Raw genomic sequence first — 18,354 nt, forward strand, 5'->3', positions numbered from 1 at the left:
CGCTGGTAGCAGCGGTGCCGATGTGCACCATCTCGTGGTTCAACCGGAGCCGGCGCGGCCGCGGGCGCCAGCCCGTCGACGGTGGCACCGGGGTGAAGCTCGGCCGGGTGGCTCGCCGAGCGGGCGGCCCGCGCGATCGCGGCCAGGTCGGCGCGTTCGGTGTCGGTGGCCACGACCCACCCTCCGTCCGTCAGCGGCACCGGCGGTTGTCCGGCCGCGGCGGCGAGCCCGTCCAGTCACGCCGGGTACCGGGCTTAGGCCTTGAGCCGCTGGCTGACCGCCAGCTCGACTCGCTCGTCGGACTGGGTGGCGTTGACCTCGGAGAAGGTCGACAGCATCGCGCCGGCCGAGGTCGGCGGGTGTGTCACCTGTCGGCGGTGCGGGGAGAACCTGCCGGAGATCGTGGCGGGCAGCCCGCGACCGGCCGAACACCTCGGCCGCAGTGTCCGCCCAATCGGGTCGGGCCAGCCCGGCGGCGAACCGGGCCGAGCAGCGCCGCGACCGGGGCGCTGCCGTCGATCAGCAGCCCGAGCCGCTGGGTGAACGCGGCGTCGACCTCCGCCTGGTAGCCGGGCTCGGTCGCCCGCGCCGGAACGGGTGGGCCGGCACCGCGGAGTCGGCGATACACGGCCGCGGCTAGGTTCGGCACGCCGGGGCAGGTCTGCTCGAACCAGCTGGCCAGTTCCTCGCGGGCCAGCCGGGTAGTCAACGACATGTCACACACCGCGTTCCGGCCGGTGAGGGGGTTCCTGTGAGCGGGGGAAACCAGATTTCTGGAAGTTTTTCGTCGAACCTTCGACGCGAGCACCACCTCCGGTGGAGTACTCAGTAACAAGCTGGAGGGAGGTCCCCGACATGGTGGATCCCGAAGACACGATCTACCTGGACGCCGACGTCGTCCGGATCCCGCGGCCCCGTAGCCTGCTGCGGATGCTGCTGAACCTTTTCCGCCTGCGCAGCGAGCGGCTCAAAGCCTCCGACCGTGGCGACACGATCATCGAGGTCGCGCAGGTACTCAGCGGCTCCGGCCACGGCGGGCGGGTGAGCAGCCACGGACCCGACGGCGACCGCTGGACGGTGAGCGTTCCGACCGCGCCCACCGCGTCGCCGGCCCCGACCGCGGAGGCTCGGTGACCGACGATGACCCGGATGCCGTGCCCTACTCCGAACGCGCGGTGAACGACCTGATCGCCCGCTGCGGCGACGCCGCGCTGGCCATGGCCGGCCGCCAGATGCGCAGCCGGGCGGAGGCGGAGCCGATCGTGCAGGAGGCGTTCCTGGCGGTCATCAAGACGTGGCGGCGCAGCAGGCGGCTGGTCGAACCCCAGGCGTTGTTGTTCACCACGGTGCGCCGGCGGCTGGCCAACGAATTTCGACGCCGGGACCGCAAACCGGCCAGCCTGGTCGACAGCGCGGAGAGCATCGACGCGGCCTCGAAAGCCCTGTGGCGGACCGAGTTCGCCAACGACATGATCACCAGGTGGGACGTCGCGAAGGCGCTGTTGGAGCTGCCGCACCGGCAGCGCGCGGTGCTGGTGCTGCGGTTCCTGTACGACCTGGAGGTCGAGATCGTGGCCGAGATGCTGGGCTGCAGGCCCGGCGTCGTGAAGTACGCGCAGCAGAAGGGCCTCGAGAACATGAGGAAGTCCCGGTGGCTTGCCGGGCACGCGGGGACCGCGGAGGTGCACCAGTGATGATCAACGACACCGTGGGGCGCCCGGGCAGCTGGCTCGACGCGCGTAGCCTGATGGACCAGGCCGCCCGGGAAGACGCCGCCGAGCTGGAGGAGCACGGCGTCTACCAGCCCACGCTCGCCGACGACGCGAAGCGGGCCTACGAGCACTTCAAGATCGGCGTGTGGCACCTGGAACAGGACGACCCTCGCGAGGCGTTGCGCTGGCTGCGCGCCGCGGTTGAGCTGGATGTAGTCGAGGCCGAGCCCCTGCTGCAGCTCTGCCTGCAGGCGCTGGAGTCGGTCCCCGCGGGCCGCGAAGCGCACGACGATGAACACGAGGCCGAGGCCGCCGAACTGCAGGCTTACCTGTCCGCCACCGAGTGCGACTGGGGGCCGGATGACGAGCCCTCGGGGGAAGCCACCCCCATCTACGATGCCGTCGCCGACGGCGTCGGTGACAACACCGTCCGGTTCTGGAAAGTCGGGTCATATTCCACGTCGACGAGGATTCCCAGGCTCGATCGCACGGTCGACCGCACGGTCTGGAACCCTGCGGACGAGGCCGCGCCGCCGTTGGACGTCGAGTTCGAGGTTCTGCACACCGAGAGCAGCCGACCCTTCGTCTACTTCGAGGGCCACACGCCCGGGGTCGGCCGGCTCGACTTCGTGCTGCCCGGCATGTTCGACTCGGGCCCTGCTGCACTGGGAAAGCTGCCGGAACGGCTCGTGGTGCTCTACGCCTGCGTGAGTGCGGCACCGGACCTCCGGCTCAGGCACTGGTGCGATGACCTCGCGCAGGGGCGGAGCGGGCTTACGACATGGTCTGAGGGACGGACGGAGTCGGGGCTTCTGCTGCCACCGGGCGGCGAAGCCTTGACCTTGCCGCGTGTGCCGGCCCAGCACGCACCTGTCGCGCTCGACGGGGTCGAGCGTCGAGTCGCCTTCCTGGTAGCCCGGGGTATGTCCGGTGTGGACATTGCCGACGAGCTCGGACTGCCATACGCAACTGCGATGGCACACTTCGCCCGTGCCTGCAGGAAACTGGGCGTGACCGGCCGGGATGGACTGCGCGCTGCACTTGGTTCTGGCGATGAGTGGGGCTGCCGGCCCGACGGGCGGGTCGCAGCGCCGAGAGGAGCCTGACGGACGCCTCCGCCGGCGCGGTGATCCGCGTCGGCGGGGCTCCGGCTGGTGCGCGGGCATCGTGGAGCCGCTGGCGCAGTTCGCAGCGCGTTGCCGGGCATGACTTGCTACCACCACTTCGGCCAGCGGGGCTCGATACGCGGCCCGGCGGCTTCCTGGTGCGAGCACGGGTCCGCTGGCGCGCGTGGCGCTCGGACGCTGGCCCAGAACGCGGCGGCGTCGGGCTCGTCCGGTGGGTTGGCGCTCCAGGCGTATCCGGTGCCGCGGGCGGCTGCGGCGCGGGCGAGTACGCGGCGTCGGTGCAGGGGCTCGACGTGCAGGTCGAGAAGCAGGCCGCGTCGGTCGATCGGGCACAGCGACAGCTCGACCTGGCCGTAGATCGTGGCGCCCCACCGCAGCTGGATCAGCCCGACGCCGGGCCGGACGGCGGGCGGGACGACGACCAGTTGCAGGCGGCGGGGCTAGACCTGGTCTTCGGTGACCTGCGCAGCGGCGCAGCGGCAGAAGGGGTCGATCAGCGCCCACCGGCCGCCGCGGTTGGGCTGGTTCTCGCAGTGCCGGCCACTTGTGCACCGCTGGTCATGACCAGGTTTGACGCTGCGTCCCGTCGTAGTCTGCAACATCCTGGTCGGCCCCAGCGAAGTAGGTGAACATGACCGATGACCCCACGTCACCGCCATCGAGCCCCGGCGTTCCTGCCGTGCCACAGCCCGACACTCCGGCGCGGCGAACACGTCTGCCGGAGCTGTCTCCGAGAACGATGTGGCTGACCGCGGCAGTGATCGCGGTGGTCACCGCGGGTGCGGTGGTCGCGCTGTGGTGGCCGGCGACCGCCGGGCTCAACGGCGCCGAGCTGGTGTCCGCGCGGCTGGACGCGCTGAAGGTCGGCTTGAGCGTCGCGGTTGGCAGTGGCGGCGTCGTAGCGCTGTACCTGTCCTGGCGGCGCCAGCACTCCACCGAGGCCGACCTCGACAACCGGGAACGCGCCCTCGCTCATCAGGAGCATGACGCGGCCGAGCGGCGACTGACCGAGCTGTACCTCAAGGCGGTCGAGCAACTCGGCTCGACGCAGGCCGCCGTCCGCCACGGCGGTCTCTACGCCCTCGAACGCGTCGCCCAGAACAATCCTCGCCAGCAGCAGACGGTGGTCAACGTGATCTGCGCCTACCTCCGCAACCCCTACACCCCACCGCCGGAAACCCGCGGACTACGGCCGCTGGGCGTGCGCCGCCCCCTGCTGAAAACCACCGGCCGCCCCCGCCCACCCGCGGCCCCGTCCAACGGAGGCACCCGGGAAACCCAGCTGCAAGAACGAGAAGTACGCCTCACCGCCCAACGCATCCTGCACCAGCACCTACGACCCGGCCAGGCCCCTGACCCGCGACCCGAGTTCTGGCCCGACATCGACGTCGATCTTACCGGCGCTACGCTCATCGACTTCTCTCTAGCCCATTGCAGAATCGCCAACGCCTCATTCCGAAGTACGAAGTTCGGCGGCGGCGCCTGGTTCAGCGGGGCGACGTTCGGCGGCGGCGCCACGTTCGGCGGAGCGGAGTTCGACGGCAGGGCCACGTTCCGCGGGGCGAGGTTCGGCGGCGGCGCCACGTTCGGCGGGGCGAGGTTCGGCGACAACGTCTCATTCCTAAGTACGAAGTTCGGCGACTTCGCCGGGTTCGGCAGAGCGAAGTTCGACGGCTACGCCACGTTCGAAGGGGCGGAGTTCGGCGACAACGCCGGGTTCGACCGGGTGGAGTTCGGCGGCGACGCCTGGTTCGGCGGGGCGAGGTTCGGCAGCGGCGCCACGTTCCGCGGGACGGAGTTCGACGGCAACGCCGGGTTCAGCGGGGTGGAGTTCGGCGGCGACGCCGGGTTCGGCGAGGCGAGGTTCGGCGGCTACGCCACGTTCGGCAGGGCGAGGTTCGGCGGCGGCGCCACGTTCGGCGGGACGAAGTTCGACGGCAACGCCGAGTTCGGCGAGGCGAGGTTCGGCGGCGAAACCACGTTCGACGGGGTGGAGTTCGGCGGCGGCGCCGGGTTCGGCGGGGCGGAGTTCGGCGGCGACGCCGGGTTCGACGGGGTGGAGTTCGGCGGCGGCGCCTGGTTCGGCGGGGTGAAGTTCGGCGGCGACGTCAGGTTCGACGAGGCGGCATATGACAGACGCGTGTTCTATCCGGTTGAGCATGGTTTATCCCGCGCTGGTGAGTCTGATCCCGCTGGAGGTCCAGACCCGACGTAGCGGAGCCGGAGACCCGTCTTCATGAGCGTTCAGTGGCCGGGTGCTACCACCATTCGGCCAGCGAGGTTCGATGCGCAGACCGGCATCCTCCTGGTGCGACCATGGGTTCGCCGGCGCGCGCGGTGCTCCGACCCAGGCCCAGAACGCGGCGGCGTCGGGCTCGTCCGGTGGGTTGGCGCTCCAGGTGTATCCGGCGCCGCGGGCGGCGCGCGGACCGCCCAGTCCGCCTGTTCTAGCCCAGCGCACCCGGCAGGCCGCGTTGCCGCTTGCGAGCTTCGCGATCGCCGGGATGGACCGCTTGACTTCAGAAGCGTGCTGCCCGGCAGGCCTGGCCGACCGGCGGCGGGTCGGGGGGATACCCGCATTGCCGAACGACGTCCGTCGAGGATGACGATGGTGCGGGATATCGACCAGAGTCGAACGGCTCTGGTCGTCGCAGCCGTACGCGTGAGCTGGTCGGGGCCCGGCTCGGGCTGCCGGTGGTCGACAGCGACGGCATGGGCCGGGCGTTCCCGGAGCTGCAGCTGGAGACGTTCGGCGTCTACGGGGTCCCCGGGTCGCCGACGGCGATCGGCGGCGAACGCGGCGAGATGACGGTGATCGACACCAGCGCCGACAACCGGAGGATGGAGTGGCTCGCCCGCGGGGTCGCGGTCCGGCTCGGCGGGGTCGCACATCGCCGAGTACGCGATGAGTGGCGCCGACGTCAAGCGCACGGCGGTGCCTCGGACGCTCTCGCTGGCGCTGACGGTGGGCCGCACGATCAGGGAAGTGCGGGCAGCGAACGAAGACCCGGTGGCGCGGTTGACTGTGGCCCTGACCGAGACGCCGTACCACGGCATCGACTGCGACCCGGTGCGGCCGGCATGAGCCTGCGGCGGGTGCTCGCGCTGCCGGGCCACGGTCGCGTGTCACTTCCACGGCGGTGGACCCTCACTCCGGGGTGAGCTGAGGGACTGAATTTGGGCCGCTGTCGCGGGTAGCGAGGCGGTGTGATCGTCACTGGGCGGCGACCCACCGGGCCGAGCGACGTAAATGTTGGCGTAGGCCGTCCGGCCGCGATGTGAAGGCTCAATCAGATAGAGGACCCCCGAGGTGTAGTGGCGCCCGTGTTGGCTGCGCCGGGGCCGCGCGCGGACCGGTGGACTCGGTCAGGTCGACGCCTGTCGAACGTGTGTTCTATCGTTTGCTAGGTTCGTGTCCTTGGGTGACCGGGAAGCTGGGGGAGGCCTAGTGGCGTGGTTGGTGCGCGAGCGAGCCAGCGGCCGCGAGTGGCGGGTGGGCGATAGCGACCTGGCTTGGGACATCGGCGGTTACGACACCGCCCGTTTCGAGCTTCACGTCCTGGACGAGAAGGTCGTCGGCGCGCCGGACGGCATGCCTGACCCGACCCCACACTGAGTCAGAAGCCTCGGCTCGGATCCGCTGGAGTCGACACTCACACGGATGTGGGTCGGACGGGCCGAACACTTGCCCGAACGCTCCGTAGCTGCGTCCGCCCACCGGTATGAGCCCCGCCGCGCCACCTGTCGTCGACCGCTTCGCGACTACTTAACACTGGTCGGCAGGACCGGGTCCGGCCAGACTGCGGTCCAGGTGCTCGGTGAGTCGCTCCCACATTGCGGCTGCCTGCCGGTGTCATTGGTGTGGCTCTCTCATGGCATGCGTCTCGCCGAGCACCGCGCGGGGAGTGGCTGGAAAGGGGTTTGCCCGGCTCGAAGTAGCGGTGCCCTCCTTGCTGACATCGTCACGTTGAGGCAAGGAGAACTGGATGCCCGTGATTATCGGGATGGATCCGCATAAGCGTTCGGCCACGATCGAGGTGATCACCGAACTGGGTGATGTGGTCACGGTCGGGAAGTTCGGCACTGACCAGTCCGGCTATGCGGAAATGCTGTCGTTCGGACGTCGGTTCCCCGAGCGGATCTGGGCAGTGGAAGGCTGCCAACGGTGTCGGCCGGCATATCGCCCACCGGCTGGTCCACGACGGCGAGACCGTGCTGGATGTGCCGGCGAAACTGTCAGCTCAGGTGCGGGTGTTCGCCACCGGCAATGGCCGCAAGACTGACCCCGTGGACGCGCACTCGGTCGCCCTGGCCGCGTTGCGTGCCCCGAACTTGGTCCGGGTCCAGGTCGACGCCGAGTTGGTTGTGACGACCATGCTCGTCGACCGTCGTGACGAACTCGGCCGGGCCAGGACCCAGACCGTCAACCGCCTCCACCGGTTGCTGCTGGAGCTTTTTCCCGGCGGAGCAAAGAAGTTCCTGTCCGCCACGCAGGCACGCGCGCTGGTCGCGACGACCAAACCGCGGGACCTGGTGGGCAGGACCCGCCGCAGACTGACGGTCGAGTTGATCGCTGAACTCGAGACGATCGACAAGAAGATCAAGACCGCGGATGCCGACCTTCGCGAGGTGGTCGTGGCTCGTGGATCCACTCTGCTGGACCTGCACGGCATCGGTCCTTCCGGCGCTGCGCGGTTGCTGGCCGATGTCGGCGATATCCGGCGGTTCGCCAACCGAAACAGGTTCGCCTCGTGGAACGGTACTGCACCGTTGGACGCTTCCTCGGGGGAACAGCAACGACATCGCTTGTCCCGTGCCGGCAACCGCAGAATCAACCGGACACTGCACATCATGGGCGTCGTTCAACTACGAAACCCGACCGCCGGTCGAGCCTATTTCGACGTCAAGAAATCCGCGGGCAAGACCTCGATGGAAGCGATGCGCGCCCTCAAACGACAGCTGTCGAACGTCGTCTACGCACGCATGCTCGCCGATCAGAAACGACGTGAGCGACAGGCCCGGGAGGGCACTCGGGGACGACTCTGCAATCCAGCGTGACCGGCCTGACCCCGGACACCGGCCCTTCGGACAAGCCACAACCCGAACCTGCCGCCGCTCAGCCTACGCCCGTCGCCACCGCCCCTTGACATAAAGGGGAGCCATGACAGGACGTTCGCCGGTGGGGAGAGTTGTTGTCATGGCAGCTGAGGTGACGCCGGGACGTGGGGTCGTGCTCGAGACGGATCGCTTGTTGCTCAGGCCTTGGCGGGTGGCTGAGGCTGTTGTCCAGCGTGAGGTGTGGACCGAACGTGATCCGCGGGTGCCGTCGCACCGCCGGATCGATGCGGATGGGCGCCCCACGGTTGCGGAACTCGATGATGCGATCCGCGCCGGCTGGCCCTGGTCGACCGGGTTGCTGGCGGTCGAGCGGAAGGCTGCTGGTGACGTCATCGGCTACTGCGGGCTGATCGACGGCGACCTGCGGTGCGCGGGGGAATCGGAGTTGGCATTCGAGCTGCTGCGTCGGGTTTGGGGTCGGGGATATGCAACTGAGGCCTCGAAGGCGACCGTGGCCTGGGCCAGGTCGTCCGGGCACGTACGTCTGTGGGCCACGGTCTGGGAGTGGAACACCGCTTCTCGTCGTGTTCTGGCCAAGCTCGGGTTCACCGAGACCGGGCGGAAGGAAGTGGACGCGGTCCGCGGGACCACCCTGGACCTCGCGAAACGGCTCTGACGCATCCGGTGTCGCCCCTTCGCCGGGGCCCGCTCGTCGGTAGGTGAGGAAGTTTCGATCCGGGTTGTCGGACGGCCGGGTGTGGTCCTGCATGCTGATGATGTGACTGAACTGGGCGGCGCTCGTGACCAGAAGTGGGTACAGCTGACTACGGCGCGCACCGCGTACGAGCAGCAGGTGGCGTCCGCCTACGACGAGGTGCTGCTCGAGGTAGCGGAGCGTGTTCGGTCCGAGGGAAGTATCGGCAAATCGGACATCGGTGCGTTGCTCCTCTGGAAGCGACTTCGAGCAGACTCCCCGTGGGCGCGCCGGCTGATGAGCTTGCCGGACGTAGAGGTACGCGCCACTACAGCGGAGGTCGTGGGCGCAGTTTGCGACCCTCATGTGTTGATACCGGCTGCGGCGCGCGAGGGGCGTCGACTGTTGACTTCGCTTCCGGGATTCACGAGAGGAGATGCTCTCGCCTCCGCGGTGCTGGTCGCCGCCGCCCCGCACCGCATGGCCGTGTACGACAGACGAGCCCATCGTGGCCTGGAACTTCTGGGCGAGACCCTGTCCTCGTCGCCCGGTCGATATGGGCGCTACATGCAGCTGATCGATGAACTGCTCGTCTTGGCTCACCGCCACGATGACAGCTGGCTAGCCCGTGACGTCGATCTCGCCCTCTACTGGATTGGAGGAGCGTAGTGATGCTCGCGCACTCGGCGGCATGGGCGGACGTTCACTTACGGTGACTGGACGTGTAACATTCGCGTGAATCGAGCTGTCGTCGCCAGACGACCTCGCGATTCCTTGGCCGAGGTGGCGTCGTTCAGCCCCGCCGGAGTCACGCAGAGCCCAGATCCGTACCCTGAAGTGCAGGGAAGCTCCTGCACCCCACCCCTGATCCATCCGTTGGATAGGCCGACCGTCCATGATGATCGACTACAACCTCAGTGACCACTGGTCGGAGGATGATCCTGACTGGTTGAAGTCTTTGGTGTCGTCGCTCGATCGGCATCACGGCGTCAGCACTGTCCTGCCTCTCACAGTCGTCGTCGAGGAGATCGCCGAGTGGGTCGAACTTGCCAGCGGCACCGACGCCTGGAAGAAGGCAGCCAACCGGGCCTCGCTCCAATGTGATCTCGATGAGTCGGTGGGTGCAGTCGGTTCATCGCTTCGTGGGCGCATCGCCGAACCGCTCGTCGCCTTCCAGACGGCGTTTGCGAGCCTCACCTGTAGCTCCTCGGCGGTCCTCTGTCAGCCACCTGGAACTCGCACCGGCGCCATCTGGACGGAGGCGCTCTCGACTGCCCGCAACTTGTTGAACGCTCTCGACTCGGATCAAGCCGTACGCGCGAGCTGGGACGACCTGGTCGCGACGGTCCAGAACCGAACCCGTGTCCGACGCGAGTACCGCCCGATCGCGGAACTGTTGTTCGACCAGTTGCGTCGGCGGGGCCTCAGCGCAGAGGGGACGTTTCGCGGTCTGGTCTCGATCGTTGCACACGGTCGCGCCCCTGAGGAGATTCCCGTCGGCACGAGGTACGCACCGCTCGCAGAGCGGCTTGCGAACGCCCGCGTCTTCGTCGGGAGACCCGCCGCGGTCGAGCCGATCGTCGTCTGGCTCGGGTACCAGGGGCGGATCGATCTCCACCTCTCCGCAGGGCGCGTATCGTTCATCAATGCGCACTGGGCGGTGCCGAACGCAGGGCCAGGTGGGCAGGACTTCGAACACAGGGCAGAGCTCCGGGAGCTTGTCCAGCACGGCGACTTCTTCAAGGTCGCTAAGCTGGTGGACGAGGAGTCTGATGTCGACTTCCTGGTGCGTGTCGACCTCGGTGACACAACGGCCGCCGGTGCGGTTGCGCGCGCCGTCGACATCGTGAACACGATCCTAAACGTGGCGATCCACAACGCGGGCGGGATTCGTCCACACCTTGCTCAGCACGGCCTCATGCGCTCCGGTAAGCCTGGCTCCTTCAGTTTCATGGTCGCCAGGCGCGAGACCGGGTTTACAGACGACCACTACGGAGCACATATCACCGCCGACGCGATCGAGAAGCATGGGCTGCGGATTGCGGAGGCACTTGCCCGCGAGGAACTTCCCCGGTTCCTCGCGGCGGCCATTGAGGTACAGATAACGGCCGATCACCCGTTCAGTCGCGATATGGCGCTGCGCAGGCCATCTGAAGCCGACATCAGCAGCGTGATACCGCTCGCCGACCGCGTCGTACAGCACGTCGCGGCGCACGCGGCGATGAACCCGAACGATCTCTTCAATCTGCTGCAGGAGCGCTGGCCGCAGGCCCGGTGGTTTACAGACCTTGAGCGTGCGGCGGGGATGTGCCTGCTCGGCGGCGGTCGGCGCGACGAGCTGCGCAACACGCTTGTTGCAGAATGGTTTTCAAGTAAACCGAAGCAGCCGTGGATCCTGTTTCTCGCGGATCGAGCCGGCGACTTTATCTCGCTATGCCGCTTGGAACACGAGCGTGCCTGGATCGCTCGAATGTTCGCGAGCATCAGTGATCACGCTATCTACAGCGTCGTCATCGACGAGTACGCAGCCGAGAGCAAGGTTCTGGAAGCGCGCCGCCGCCGCGTCCGCAACGCATTGGTCCACGGCAACCCCGCCAGCTTCACGGTGGTGCAGTCCGTGCGCGATTACGCCGAATTCCTGGGCGGCAGCGCCCTCAGTCAGGGGCTCGAATCCTACGTCGAAAACACCGCGCCTGCCGCGGCATTAGCGACCAGAACGGACGAGTTCATCGCGATGCAGGGCGGACAGGATGCCGCGAGCTACTGGCGGGCTCGCGTTGCGGCGGACGGATGGCCGCCCCCTAGCTCGAGTTGACCTAGACGAGTGATGCGTATGTCTGGGTGGCGACCGGAGACGGGCGAAGGGTGTTCAAGATCCGTTTGTGACGACAGGCCTGAACATGGTCCGGACACCCGCCGTCCGGCAGGCACAAGGGATCGCTTTCGAAGCGCGAACCACGCCCACCGCTCGCGGCGCCGGAAGGGCGCCGCGGCCAGTAGGACGCCGAACAGGCCCAGCCCGATCGAGGTGAGTCCCGTCCGCGCGGTACAGCAGCGCGTCGCTGGCCGGTGGCGCGATCGTGACCACGAGGCCGAAACCTGCGATCCCGAGGCTGACCGCCGTCAGGCTGAACCAGGCGGCCCGCAACTCAAGCCGTTGTCGCCCCATCCGCCGAACCTACCGCCGCCGACCTGAGAACGTGCCCGCGCTTCGCCGCCCCGCCGAAGGTCGGGATGTTCCGGACGGCGTGACAGGAATCCCTCGCGGTGAACAGTTTCGCAGTGGTGTGGTCATCTGGTGGCTTCTTCACTGTCATCGTGGCGTCGCCGACGCTGCGCATGGTGATGACACCAGGGAAAGCCGGGCCATGGGGCTCGCTGTTGTTCTGCGAAAGGATTCGGATGAGCCGCATCGTTCTTCGTGCCTGCGTGACCGCCGCCGCTGTCACCGCCACGGTCGGCCTGATCGGTACCCCCGCCTACGCCGCCGGCTCCGCGGCCGGAGGCGCGTTGTCGACGACCGCGTCGTGCTCGCAGTCTTATCTGCCGCTGCCGGACCCGGCCTGTACGCCGGGGGCGAAGAACCCGGACGTCACCCAGTCGACGATCGGCTCGACGATCTGTGTCTCCGGCTGGACGGCCACGATCCGCCCGTCAACGACCTACACCAACGGGTTGAAGAAGCAAGGCATCATCGACTACGGCTACAGCGACACGAACATGTCCGACTACGAGGAAGACCACTTCCTCCCACTCGAGCTCGGCGGCGCCCCGAAAGACCCGCGCAACCTCTGGCCCGAGCCGCACGCGGGCAGCCCGAACTCCTCCAGCAAGGACTCGGTGGAGAACGCGGTCAAGAAGGCCGTGTGTGCCCACCAGGTCACGCTGTCCGCGGCGCAGACGGCGATGCTGGACAACTGGACCACCGCCAAGTCCGTGCTCGGCATCGGCTGACTGGGCCTCAAGTTCCCACCCAGCTTCATCGCAGGGACACGACCTCGCGCCGCCGGTTTGCGGATGGCCGTTGGGGCCGTGCCGCGGAGGTGGATGATGGCGTCGAGGCCGCCCCGGGTGCTGGGTGGAGGGTGAGGTCGCCGTCGGCGGCGCGGGCGAGCTGGGCGGCGATGGTCAGGCCGAGGCCGCTGCCCTCGCCGGCATCGACCGCGGACGGACGTTCCTGTCCGAGCGAGCAGCAGCGACGCGTCGACGGCCTTTTGTTGCCGTGCGGGCGCAGCACTGCCGCGGCGATGGTCTGGGTGGCGACGTTGAGGGCGATGGTCAGCTCGACGCGGCCGACGACTCCGTCGTCCGCGGCGTCGGCGGGCGGTGATCTCGTGGTGTTTGCCGAGCTGGGTGATCGCGGTGGTTTTGCACGTGCCAGGCTCTCCGGACACGATCAGGCCGCGTACTTCAGTCCCTCGACCACGACGTTGGGACGGCGACGACGCGCCGGACCTCACCAAGGCCACCGTCTACGCGGTGAAGGGCAGCACGAGAGGTGACCGCTGGTACGTCCTGCCCGACGGCGCCGTCCGCTATCGACGAGCTGACGGAACCTTCGCCCCGCTTGAAGATGCCGGTGGTGCCGCCGCTGTGGATCACTCTGCCGATGATGCTCAGTTATCCGGTAACTGCCTGGTAGGCAGCGTCGTGGTTCAGGTGTGGTCGAGGTCGTCGAGTTGGTGTTGGACGCGCTCGGCGTCGGCGTCTCGGCCTTGGTCCCGGTACAGCTCCAGCGCCTCCCGCCACACCGTGCGGGCCTGCTCGTGCTGGCCGAGCGCGGTGTGGGGGTGGCCCACGCTATCGAGGGTGTCCGCGACCGGGTAGGCGGCGCCGAGGCCGCGGTACAGGGTGAGGGCGTGGTGGTAGTGGTCGAGGGCCTGGTGGTGGTCGCCGGTGTGGTGGGCGATGTAGCCCAGGCTGTCCAGTGTGCCCGCCTCACCGTCGGGGTTGTGGTGGTGGCGGGTCAGGGTGAGGGCGGCCTGGCAGTGCTCGCGGGCGGTGTCGAACCGGCCCAGGCGCGCGGCGTACCAGCCCACCTGTTGGAGCGCGCCAGCTTCCTGCACCGGCAGGTCGAGGGCGCGGAAGAGGGCGAGGGCGTGGTGGGCGTGTTCCAGGGCCTGCCGGTCGTCCCCCCGTCGTTCCCGGGCGATCGCGAGTGCCTGGTGGGTGTGGGCCTGTTCGGCAGGGTCGTGGTGGCGATGGGCCAGGTCGAGTGCCTGCTCCAGGTGGGTGGTGGCCTGGTCGTGCAGACCCAGCCAGGAGCAGGCATTGCCGAGGTGCCGGTGGGTGCGGCTGCGGGTGTCGGGGTCGGGCAGGTGGTCGGCGGCGTCCAGTGCGGCCTGCCACGTGGCGACCGCGTCGTGTCGGTGTCCCCGCCGGTAGTGGAAGGTGGCCAGGTTCCAAGCCAGGTGCCAGACGGTGTGGTGGTGGCTGAGGGTGGCGGCGGTGCGCTGGGTGGCCAGCAGGGTGGCGTGCTCGGCGTCCAGCCAGGCCAGTGCCGCGGCGGTGTCGGGCAGCGGGTGCGGGTGCACGCCGGTTGCGGGTGGCTCGGGCCGCACGAGCGGGCGGTGGGGATTCAGGAGGCGGGCGGCGGTGTGGGCGGTGTGCAGGTGGAAGTCCCCCACCCGGGTCAGGGCTGCGTCCCGCACCTCCCTGGGCAGGGTGGTGTGGGCGGTGGTGGTGGCGTAGCGGCGGATCAGGTCGTGCATGGCGTAGCGGCCGCCCGGCCGCCGTTCCAGCAGCGAGGCGTTCTCCAGCCCGCTCAGCGCCTGGCGGGCGAGGCGGTCGGGCAGGCCGGTGAGGGCGGCGGTGGCGGGCGGGGTGGTGTCGGGACCGGGGGCGATGCCCAGCAGCGCGAACACGGTGCGCTGGGTGTCGGTGAGGTAGCGCAGGGACCAGGACAGCACGGTGGGCAGGCTGGCGGCCGGGTCGGTGTCGTGCTCGAGCGCCTCCAGTCCGAGGTCGCGCAGTTCGGCGGCGGCCTCGGCCAACGCGACGCTGGGGCGGGTGCCGGCGGTGCGCGCGGTGATCGACAACGCCAGCGGGTGCCCCCCGCACAGCCCGATCAGCTCGTCCACCGCCCCGGGTTCGGCGGCGACGTGGTCGGCGCCCAGGCGGGCGGCCAGCAGGCCGCGGGCCTCCTCTGCGGACAGGACGTCCAGGGGCAGGTGGCGGGCGCCGTGCCGGTCGATCAGCGAGGCCAGCCGGTGCCGGCCGGTGACCAGCACCGTGCAGGACGGCGAGCCGGGCAACAGCGGGGCGACCTGGTCGCTGGTCGCGGCGTTGTCCAGCACGATGAGCATCCGCCGACCGGCCACCAGGCTGCGGTAGAGGGCGGCTTGGGCGTCGAGGTCGGTGGGGATGCGGTTCGCCTCGACGCCCAGGGCATCGAGGAACCCGCGCACCGCCACCGCCGGCTGCACCGGTTCGCCCGCCGGGCTGAAGCCGTGCAAGTCGACGAACAGCTGCCCGTCCGAGAACCGCTCCAGATGCCGGTGTGCCCAGGCCAGGGCGAGCCAGGTCTTGCCGATGCCCCCGGCACCGCCGATCGCCGAGACCAGCACCGTCCTCCCCGCGCCCGCCGGGCCGGTGGTCGTAGCTGCGGTGGTCGGTTCCCGTGTGTCGGTGCCTGGTCCCTGAGGTGCAGCCGCGTCGGTCAGGGCGCGGTCCAGGCGGGACAGTTCCGCGGTCCGGCCGGTGAACAGTCCCGGTGCGGCGGGCAGCTGCCGCGGGATGACCGGCGCGGGTCGAGGCGGTGGCGGGTGCAAGTGGAGGTTGCCGTGCACCACACCGACGGCGGCACCGTGATCGGTGGCGACGAGGTCACCGTGGATGCTCGTGGTCACCGCGATGCCGGCGTCCGGAGTGGTGCCGGGGTGGGGCGGGTCGGCCGCCGCCGCGGTGTGCCCGTGATCCGCGTCGGCTAGCGGGGGTTGTGCGGCTGCTGCGCAGAAGGTGGTGGTGTGCCGATGGTGAAGTGGTCGCCGGTGGCCGCGCCGATCGTGATTCCTGCGCCAGTGCCGTGCACGCCGCCGGTGACGTTCACGCCGCGCGGCCCGGGAGCGTCAGTGATCGTCGTGTCCGGGGCGCTCGGCGCGCTTGAGGCCGCCAGGGCGAGTGTGGGCTCGACTTCACACAGCTGGTGGATCAAGGCGCTGACGTCGAAGCGGGTATGACGCCGGCGCACGGTCACAGCCTGGCAACGCGCGAGTGCCTGCAGGTCGGCGGGCAGCTGCCCCTCGGCGGGCGTGTCCGTGTCGTCGACCAGAACTGGTACCACTCGAACTCCGGCGGCGAATGCCTCGACGATCTCGCCGCGGATCCAGTCAGCGGGGTCGTCGATTCGTCGACCGCCGGCAGGTGTGGTGACAGTTAGCCAGTCGCGGTCGATCACGACCAGCAGAACCCGGCAGCACCGGACTCGTGTCATCAGTTCTTGGACGAAGTCGGCACCTGGCGGGATGGAGTAACAGTCCAGGAACACCTGCTCCCGGCCGAACGTCGCGGCGAGATCGCGGTCGAGCAGCTCGCCCATGGCGCGGCTGTCGTCGCCACGGTAGTTGATGAACACCCCGCTCACGGCGGCTCCCATCCGTACCTGTCCTGTGTTGGCCAGCTGCCGATGAGCAGGATGCCCTACCACAGGTGCATACGCCGCTTAGCAACCTCGGCGGGTAGGAACTGTCCACTATTTGACCAACAGCTGACGGCTATCTACATGCGGCTACGAGGCGTCGAGGAGAGCCCGGCCCCAGCGAGGACCTCGATGAAAAAGGTCAAATAGTTTGACGCGATCGGCGGAAGTTCGCGTCAAACTATCTGGCCTGTCGCAGCTCGCCGTGCCGCGGCAGGCCAGCCTTACTGTCGGTCGACACGGGGTGTCAGGCGACAGTGAACCCGGTCCATGCGACACCGAATCTGGTCCAGCCTGAAGTTTCCGACAGTCAACCTGGCTTGACCTGAGCGCGGATGTCCTGCGGACTCAACTGGAGGCGGACTGTCGCGACTGTCGGACGGGAAGAAAATGATCTTGGAGGTAAGCGTGGAGGCGCCGGACCTGACCGGAGCGAAGGTGTACGAGGCGGCCGATAGGCCGTCGATCGGCGGCGGCCGGTGGTATGTCCTTCCCGACTACAGCATGTTCTTCCTTCCGGTCTAACGGGCCGAATTGCATTCAATGCAACATTGCCGCGATTAGCCTGTGCAGTGAAGTTGCTGGTCAAAGCGTCAGCTCGACTCGCTCGGCTGTGACCCGTCCTGCGGTTGAGCAGGCACGGGTGCTAGCGCATCATTGTTGCGTCTGATACAACCTGCGGGTGGGTTCCGACGCGCCCGGCTCGGTTCACCTCGTCTTGGCCGACAACGTCGTCCACCTGGATCCTGAGCCGGCAGTGTTCGCGGCGATGCTGGAAGGCTGGCGTCGCCAGCAGTCGGCGGCGTTCTTCAGCCCGTCGACGATCCGGCCGCGTCTGCGGATGATCCGACGGATGGAGGAGTTCACCGGTCAGTATCCGTGGCAGTGGACACCGGCGGAGGGCGAGGCGTTCATCGATCACCTGCGTGGCGGGGAGCGGCCGATCACGGTCTCGACCGCGCGCTCATACGAGGTGGCGATCAGCCTGTTCCTCCAGTATCTCTTGGATTCCCGCTATGGCTGGGTGGAAGCGTGTCAAGAGCGGTTCGGTGAGGTGCCGCAGCTGGTGTTCCACGAGGGCAACTCGATCGTGCACCGGGTGGAGTACGAGGGCGACCCACGGCGGCGACCGCTGGACTACGACGAGATCCAAGCCCTGTTCGACGCTGCCGACGCACGCCCCGCCAAGATCCGGGAGTTGGGGCGCAAGGGTGCATTGTGTGCTGCGCGGGACGCAGTGGTCCTGAAAACCATGTATGCCTATGGATTACGGAGAACGGAAACGTCCAAATTGGACGTTGTAGATCTGCGACGCAATCGCAGTGCGCCACGGTTCGGACGCTGCGGCAGAGTGCAAGTGCGGTTCGGGAAGGCGTCGAAAGGATCACCACCCAAGCGGCGATCGGTGTTGCTGGTGCCGGAGATGGACTGGGTCGTCGATGCGCTGGAGTTCTGGCTGAGTGAAGTACGGCCGCGGTTCTCGCCGGGGAGTCACCCGGCGTTGTGGATCACGGAGCGAGTGGGGCGGTTGTCGCCTCGTTCGATCAACGAGGCGTTCGTGGCGGCCCGCAACGACGCCGGGCTGGACGAGCATCTCGACCCGCACTGCCTGCGCTACTCATTCGTCACACATCTGACCGAGTTCGGGTATCCAGCCCGGTTCGTGCAGGAACAGGTCGGACATGCGTCCGCCTCGACCACGGAGATCTACATGGGTGTCTCGGACGAATTCCGCAACCGGCTGCTCGAGGCGGCGCTGCGGGAGCGGCTCGGTGACGACTGGGAGGTGACACCGTGATCAAGAAGATGGGCTACCGGTGGCAGCTGCGGCACCGGATGGCCGAACAAGGCATGTTCCAAACATCGGACCTGGTGCCGCTGCTGGCCGAGCGTGGTGTCGTGCTGTCCCGCGAGCAGGTGTACCGGCTGGTCACCCGGCCGCCGCAGCGCCTGAGCATGGACACACTCGTAGCGCTCTGCGACATCCTGGCCTGCACACCCAACGACCTGATCGAGCCCGAGGTCGTCAACACCCCGGTCCGCAAGACCGGTGATGGGGCGGACGCCGACCCGGCGCCGGTCACGCCCCGCCGCTCGGTGGTCCGTCGCCCCGGCCAACCATGATCC

The 18,354-nt window shown here is 68.5% G+C and carries 17 protein-coding genes and 1 pseudogene; 15 read left to right on the forward strand and 3 right to left on the reverse strand.

Annotated elements, in window-relative coordinates; all coding sequences use genetic code 11:
• Positions 1–364 precede the first annotated feature (364 nt).
• On the reverse strand, positions 365–715 hold the full coding sequence (locus AB0J55_RS00280) for a hypothetical protein (protein WP_364240555.1): 351 nt from the start codon (positions 713–715) through the stop codon (positions 365–367).
• A 140-nt stretch (positions 716–855) separates the two neighbouring features.
• On the opposite strand from AB0J55_RS00280, the gene AB0J55_RS00285 reads away from it, so the two are divergent.
• The 13 genes and pseudogenes from AB0J55_RS00285 (at position 856) to AB0J55_RS00345 (ending at position 12,921) form a co-directional block, all read left to right on the forward strand.
• A complete protein-coding gene (locus AB0J55_RS00285) occupies positions 856–1,134 on the forward strand; it encodes a hypothetical protein (protein WP_364240558.1) in 279 nt (92 codons plus the stop codon).
• Entirely contained in the window at positions 1,131–1,694 is a 564-nt protein-coding gene (locus AB0J55_RS00290; protein WP_364240560.1) for a sigma-70 family RNA polymerase sigma factor, read from the forward strand. The genes AB0J55_RS00285 and AB0J55_RS00290 overlap by 4 nt, the downstream gene beginning before the upstream one ends.
• A complete protein-coding gene (locus AB0J55_RS00295) occupies positions 1,694–2,818 on the forward strand; it encodes a hypothetical protein (protein ID WP_364240563.1) in 1,125 nt (374 codons plus the stop codon). The genes AB0J55_RS00290 and AB0J55_RS00295 overlap by 1 nt, the downstream gene beginning before the upstream one ends.
• A gap of 760 nt (positions 2,819–3,578) precedes the next feature.
• The gene (locus tag AB0J55_RS00300; protein ID WP_364240566.1) at positions 3,579–5,054 is read left to right on the forward strand and encodes a pentapeptide repeat-containing protein; all 1,476 of its coding nucleotides are present in this window, start codon (positions 3,579–3,581) and stop codon (positions 5,052–5,054) included.
• A gap of 497 nt (positions 5,055–5,551) precedes the next feature.
• Positions 5,552–5,599: pseudogene (locus AB0J55_RS00305) on the forward strand (hypothetical protein); the annotation flags it as partial.
• Positions 5,600–5,744: 145 nt separating this feature from the next.
• Positions 5,745–5,924 (forward strand): hypothetical protein, encoded by a 180-nt coding sequence (locus AB0J55_RS00310; protein WP_364240569.1) that lies wholly within the window; start codon positions 5,745–5,747, stop codon positions 5,922–5,924.
• Between the two features lie 363 nt (positions 5,925–6,287).
• Complete coding sequence (locus tag AB0J55_RS00315; RefSeq protein ID WP_364240572.1) at positions 6,288–6,455, forward strand: hypothetical protein; 168 nt, start codon at positions 6,288–6,290, stop codon at positions 6,453–6,455.
• A 596-nt stretch (positions 6,456–7,051) separates the two neighbouring features.
• A complete protein-coding gene (locus AB0J55_RS00320; RefSeq protein ID WP_364240575.1) occupies positions 7,052–7,897 on the forward strand; it encodes a transposase in 846 nt (281 codons plus the stop codon).
• A 139-nt stretch (positions 7,898–8,036) separates the two neighbouring features.
• Entirely contained in the window at positions 8,037–8,573 is a 537-nt protein-coding gene (locus tag AB0J55_RS00325) for a GNAT family N-acetyltransferase (protein WP_364240578.1), read from the forward strand.
• A gap of 102 nt (positions 8,574–8,675) precedes the next feature.
• Positions 8,676–9,260 carry a hypothetical protein gene (locus tag AB0J55_RS00330; protein ID WP_364240581.1) on the forward strand — a complete coding sequence of 195 codons (585 nt, stop codon included), beginning with the start codon at positions 8,676–8,678 and terminating at the stop codon, positions 9,258–9,260.
• Positions 9,261–9,486: 226 nt separating this feature from the next.
• On the forward strand, positions 9,487–11,406 hold the full coding sequence (locus AB0J55_RS00335; protein WP_364240584.1) for a hypothetical protein: 1,920 nt from the start codon (positions 9,487–9,489) through the stop codon (positions 11,404–11,406).
• A 587-nt stretch (positions 11,407–11,993) separates the two neighbouring features.
• Positions 11,994–12,545 (forward strand): hypothetical protein, encoded by a 552-nt coding sequence (locus AB0J55_RS00340; protein WP_364240586.1) that lies wholly within the window; start codon positions 11,994–11,996, stop codon positions 12,543–12,545.
• Positions 12,546–12,669: 124 nt separating this feature from the next.
• Positions 12,670–12,921 (forward strand): hypothetical protein, encoded by a 252-nt coding sequence (locus tag AB0J55_RS00345; RefSeq protein ID WP_364240589.1) that lies wholly within the window; start codon positions 12,670–12,672, stop codon positions 12,919–12,921.
• A 325-nt stretch (positions 12,922–13,246) separates the two neighbouring features.
• On the opposite strand, the gene AB0J55_RS00350 is transcribed toward AB0J55_RS00345, so the two are convergent.
• Positions 13,247–15,439: a tetratricopeptide repeat protein gene (locus tag AB0J55_RS00350; RefSeq protein WP_364240591.1), complete on the reverse strand. Its 2,193-nt coding sequence runs from the start codon at positions 15,437–15,439 to the stop codon at positions 13,247–13,249.
• Positions 15,440–15,516: 77 nt separating this feature from the next.
• Positions 15,517–16,173: a toll/interleukin-1 receptor domain-containing protein gene (locus AB0J55_RS00355; RefSeq protein ID WP_364240594.1), complete on the reverse strand. Its 657-nt coding sequence runs from the start codon at positions 16,171–16,173 to the stop codon at positions 15,517–15,519.
• A 736-nt stretch (positions 16,174–16,909) separates the two neighbouring features.
• Here AB0J55_RS00355 and AB0J55_RS00360 point away from each other — a divergent pair.
• Both AB0J55_RS00360 and AB0J55_RS00365 read left to right on the forward strand, forming a co-directional pair.
• Positions 16,910–18,025 (forward strand): tyrosine-type recombinase/integrase, encoded by a 1,116-nt coding sequence (locus AB0J55_RS00360; RefSeq protein WP_364240597.1) that lies wholly within the window; start codon positions 16,910–16,912, stop codon positions 18,023–18,025.
• Positions 18,022–18,351, forward strand: a complete 330-nt coding sequence (locus AB0J55_RS00365) for a helix-turn-helix transcriptional regulator (RefSeq protein WP_364240599.1) — start codon at positions 18,022–18,024, stop codon at positions 18,349–18,351. The genes AB0J55_RS00360 and AB0J55_RS00365 overlap by 4 nt, the downstream gene beginning before the upstream one ends.
• Positions 18,352–18,354 lie beyond the last annotated feature (3 nt).

It is taken from the genome of Amycolatopsis sp. NPDC049688 (genome assembly GCF_040674975.1).
GTDB lineage: Bacteria > Actinomycetota > Actinomycetes > Mycobacteriales > Pseudonocardiaceae > Amycolatopsis.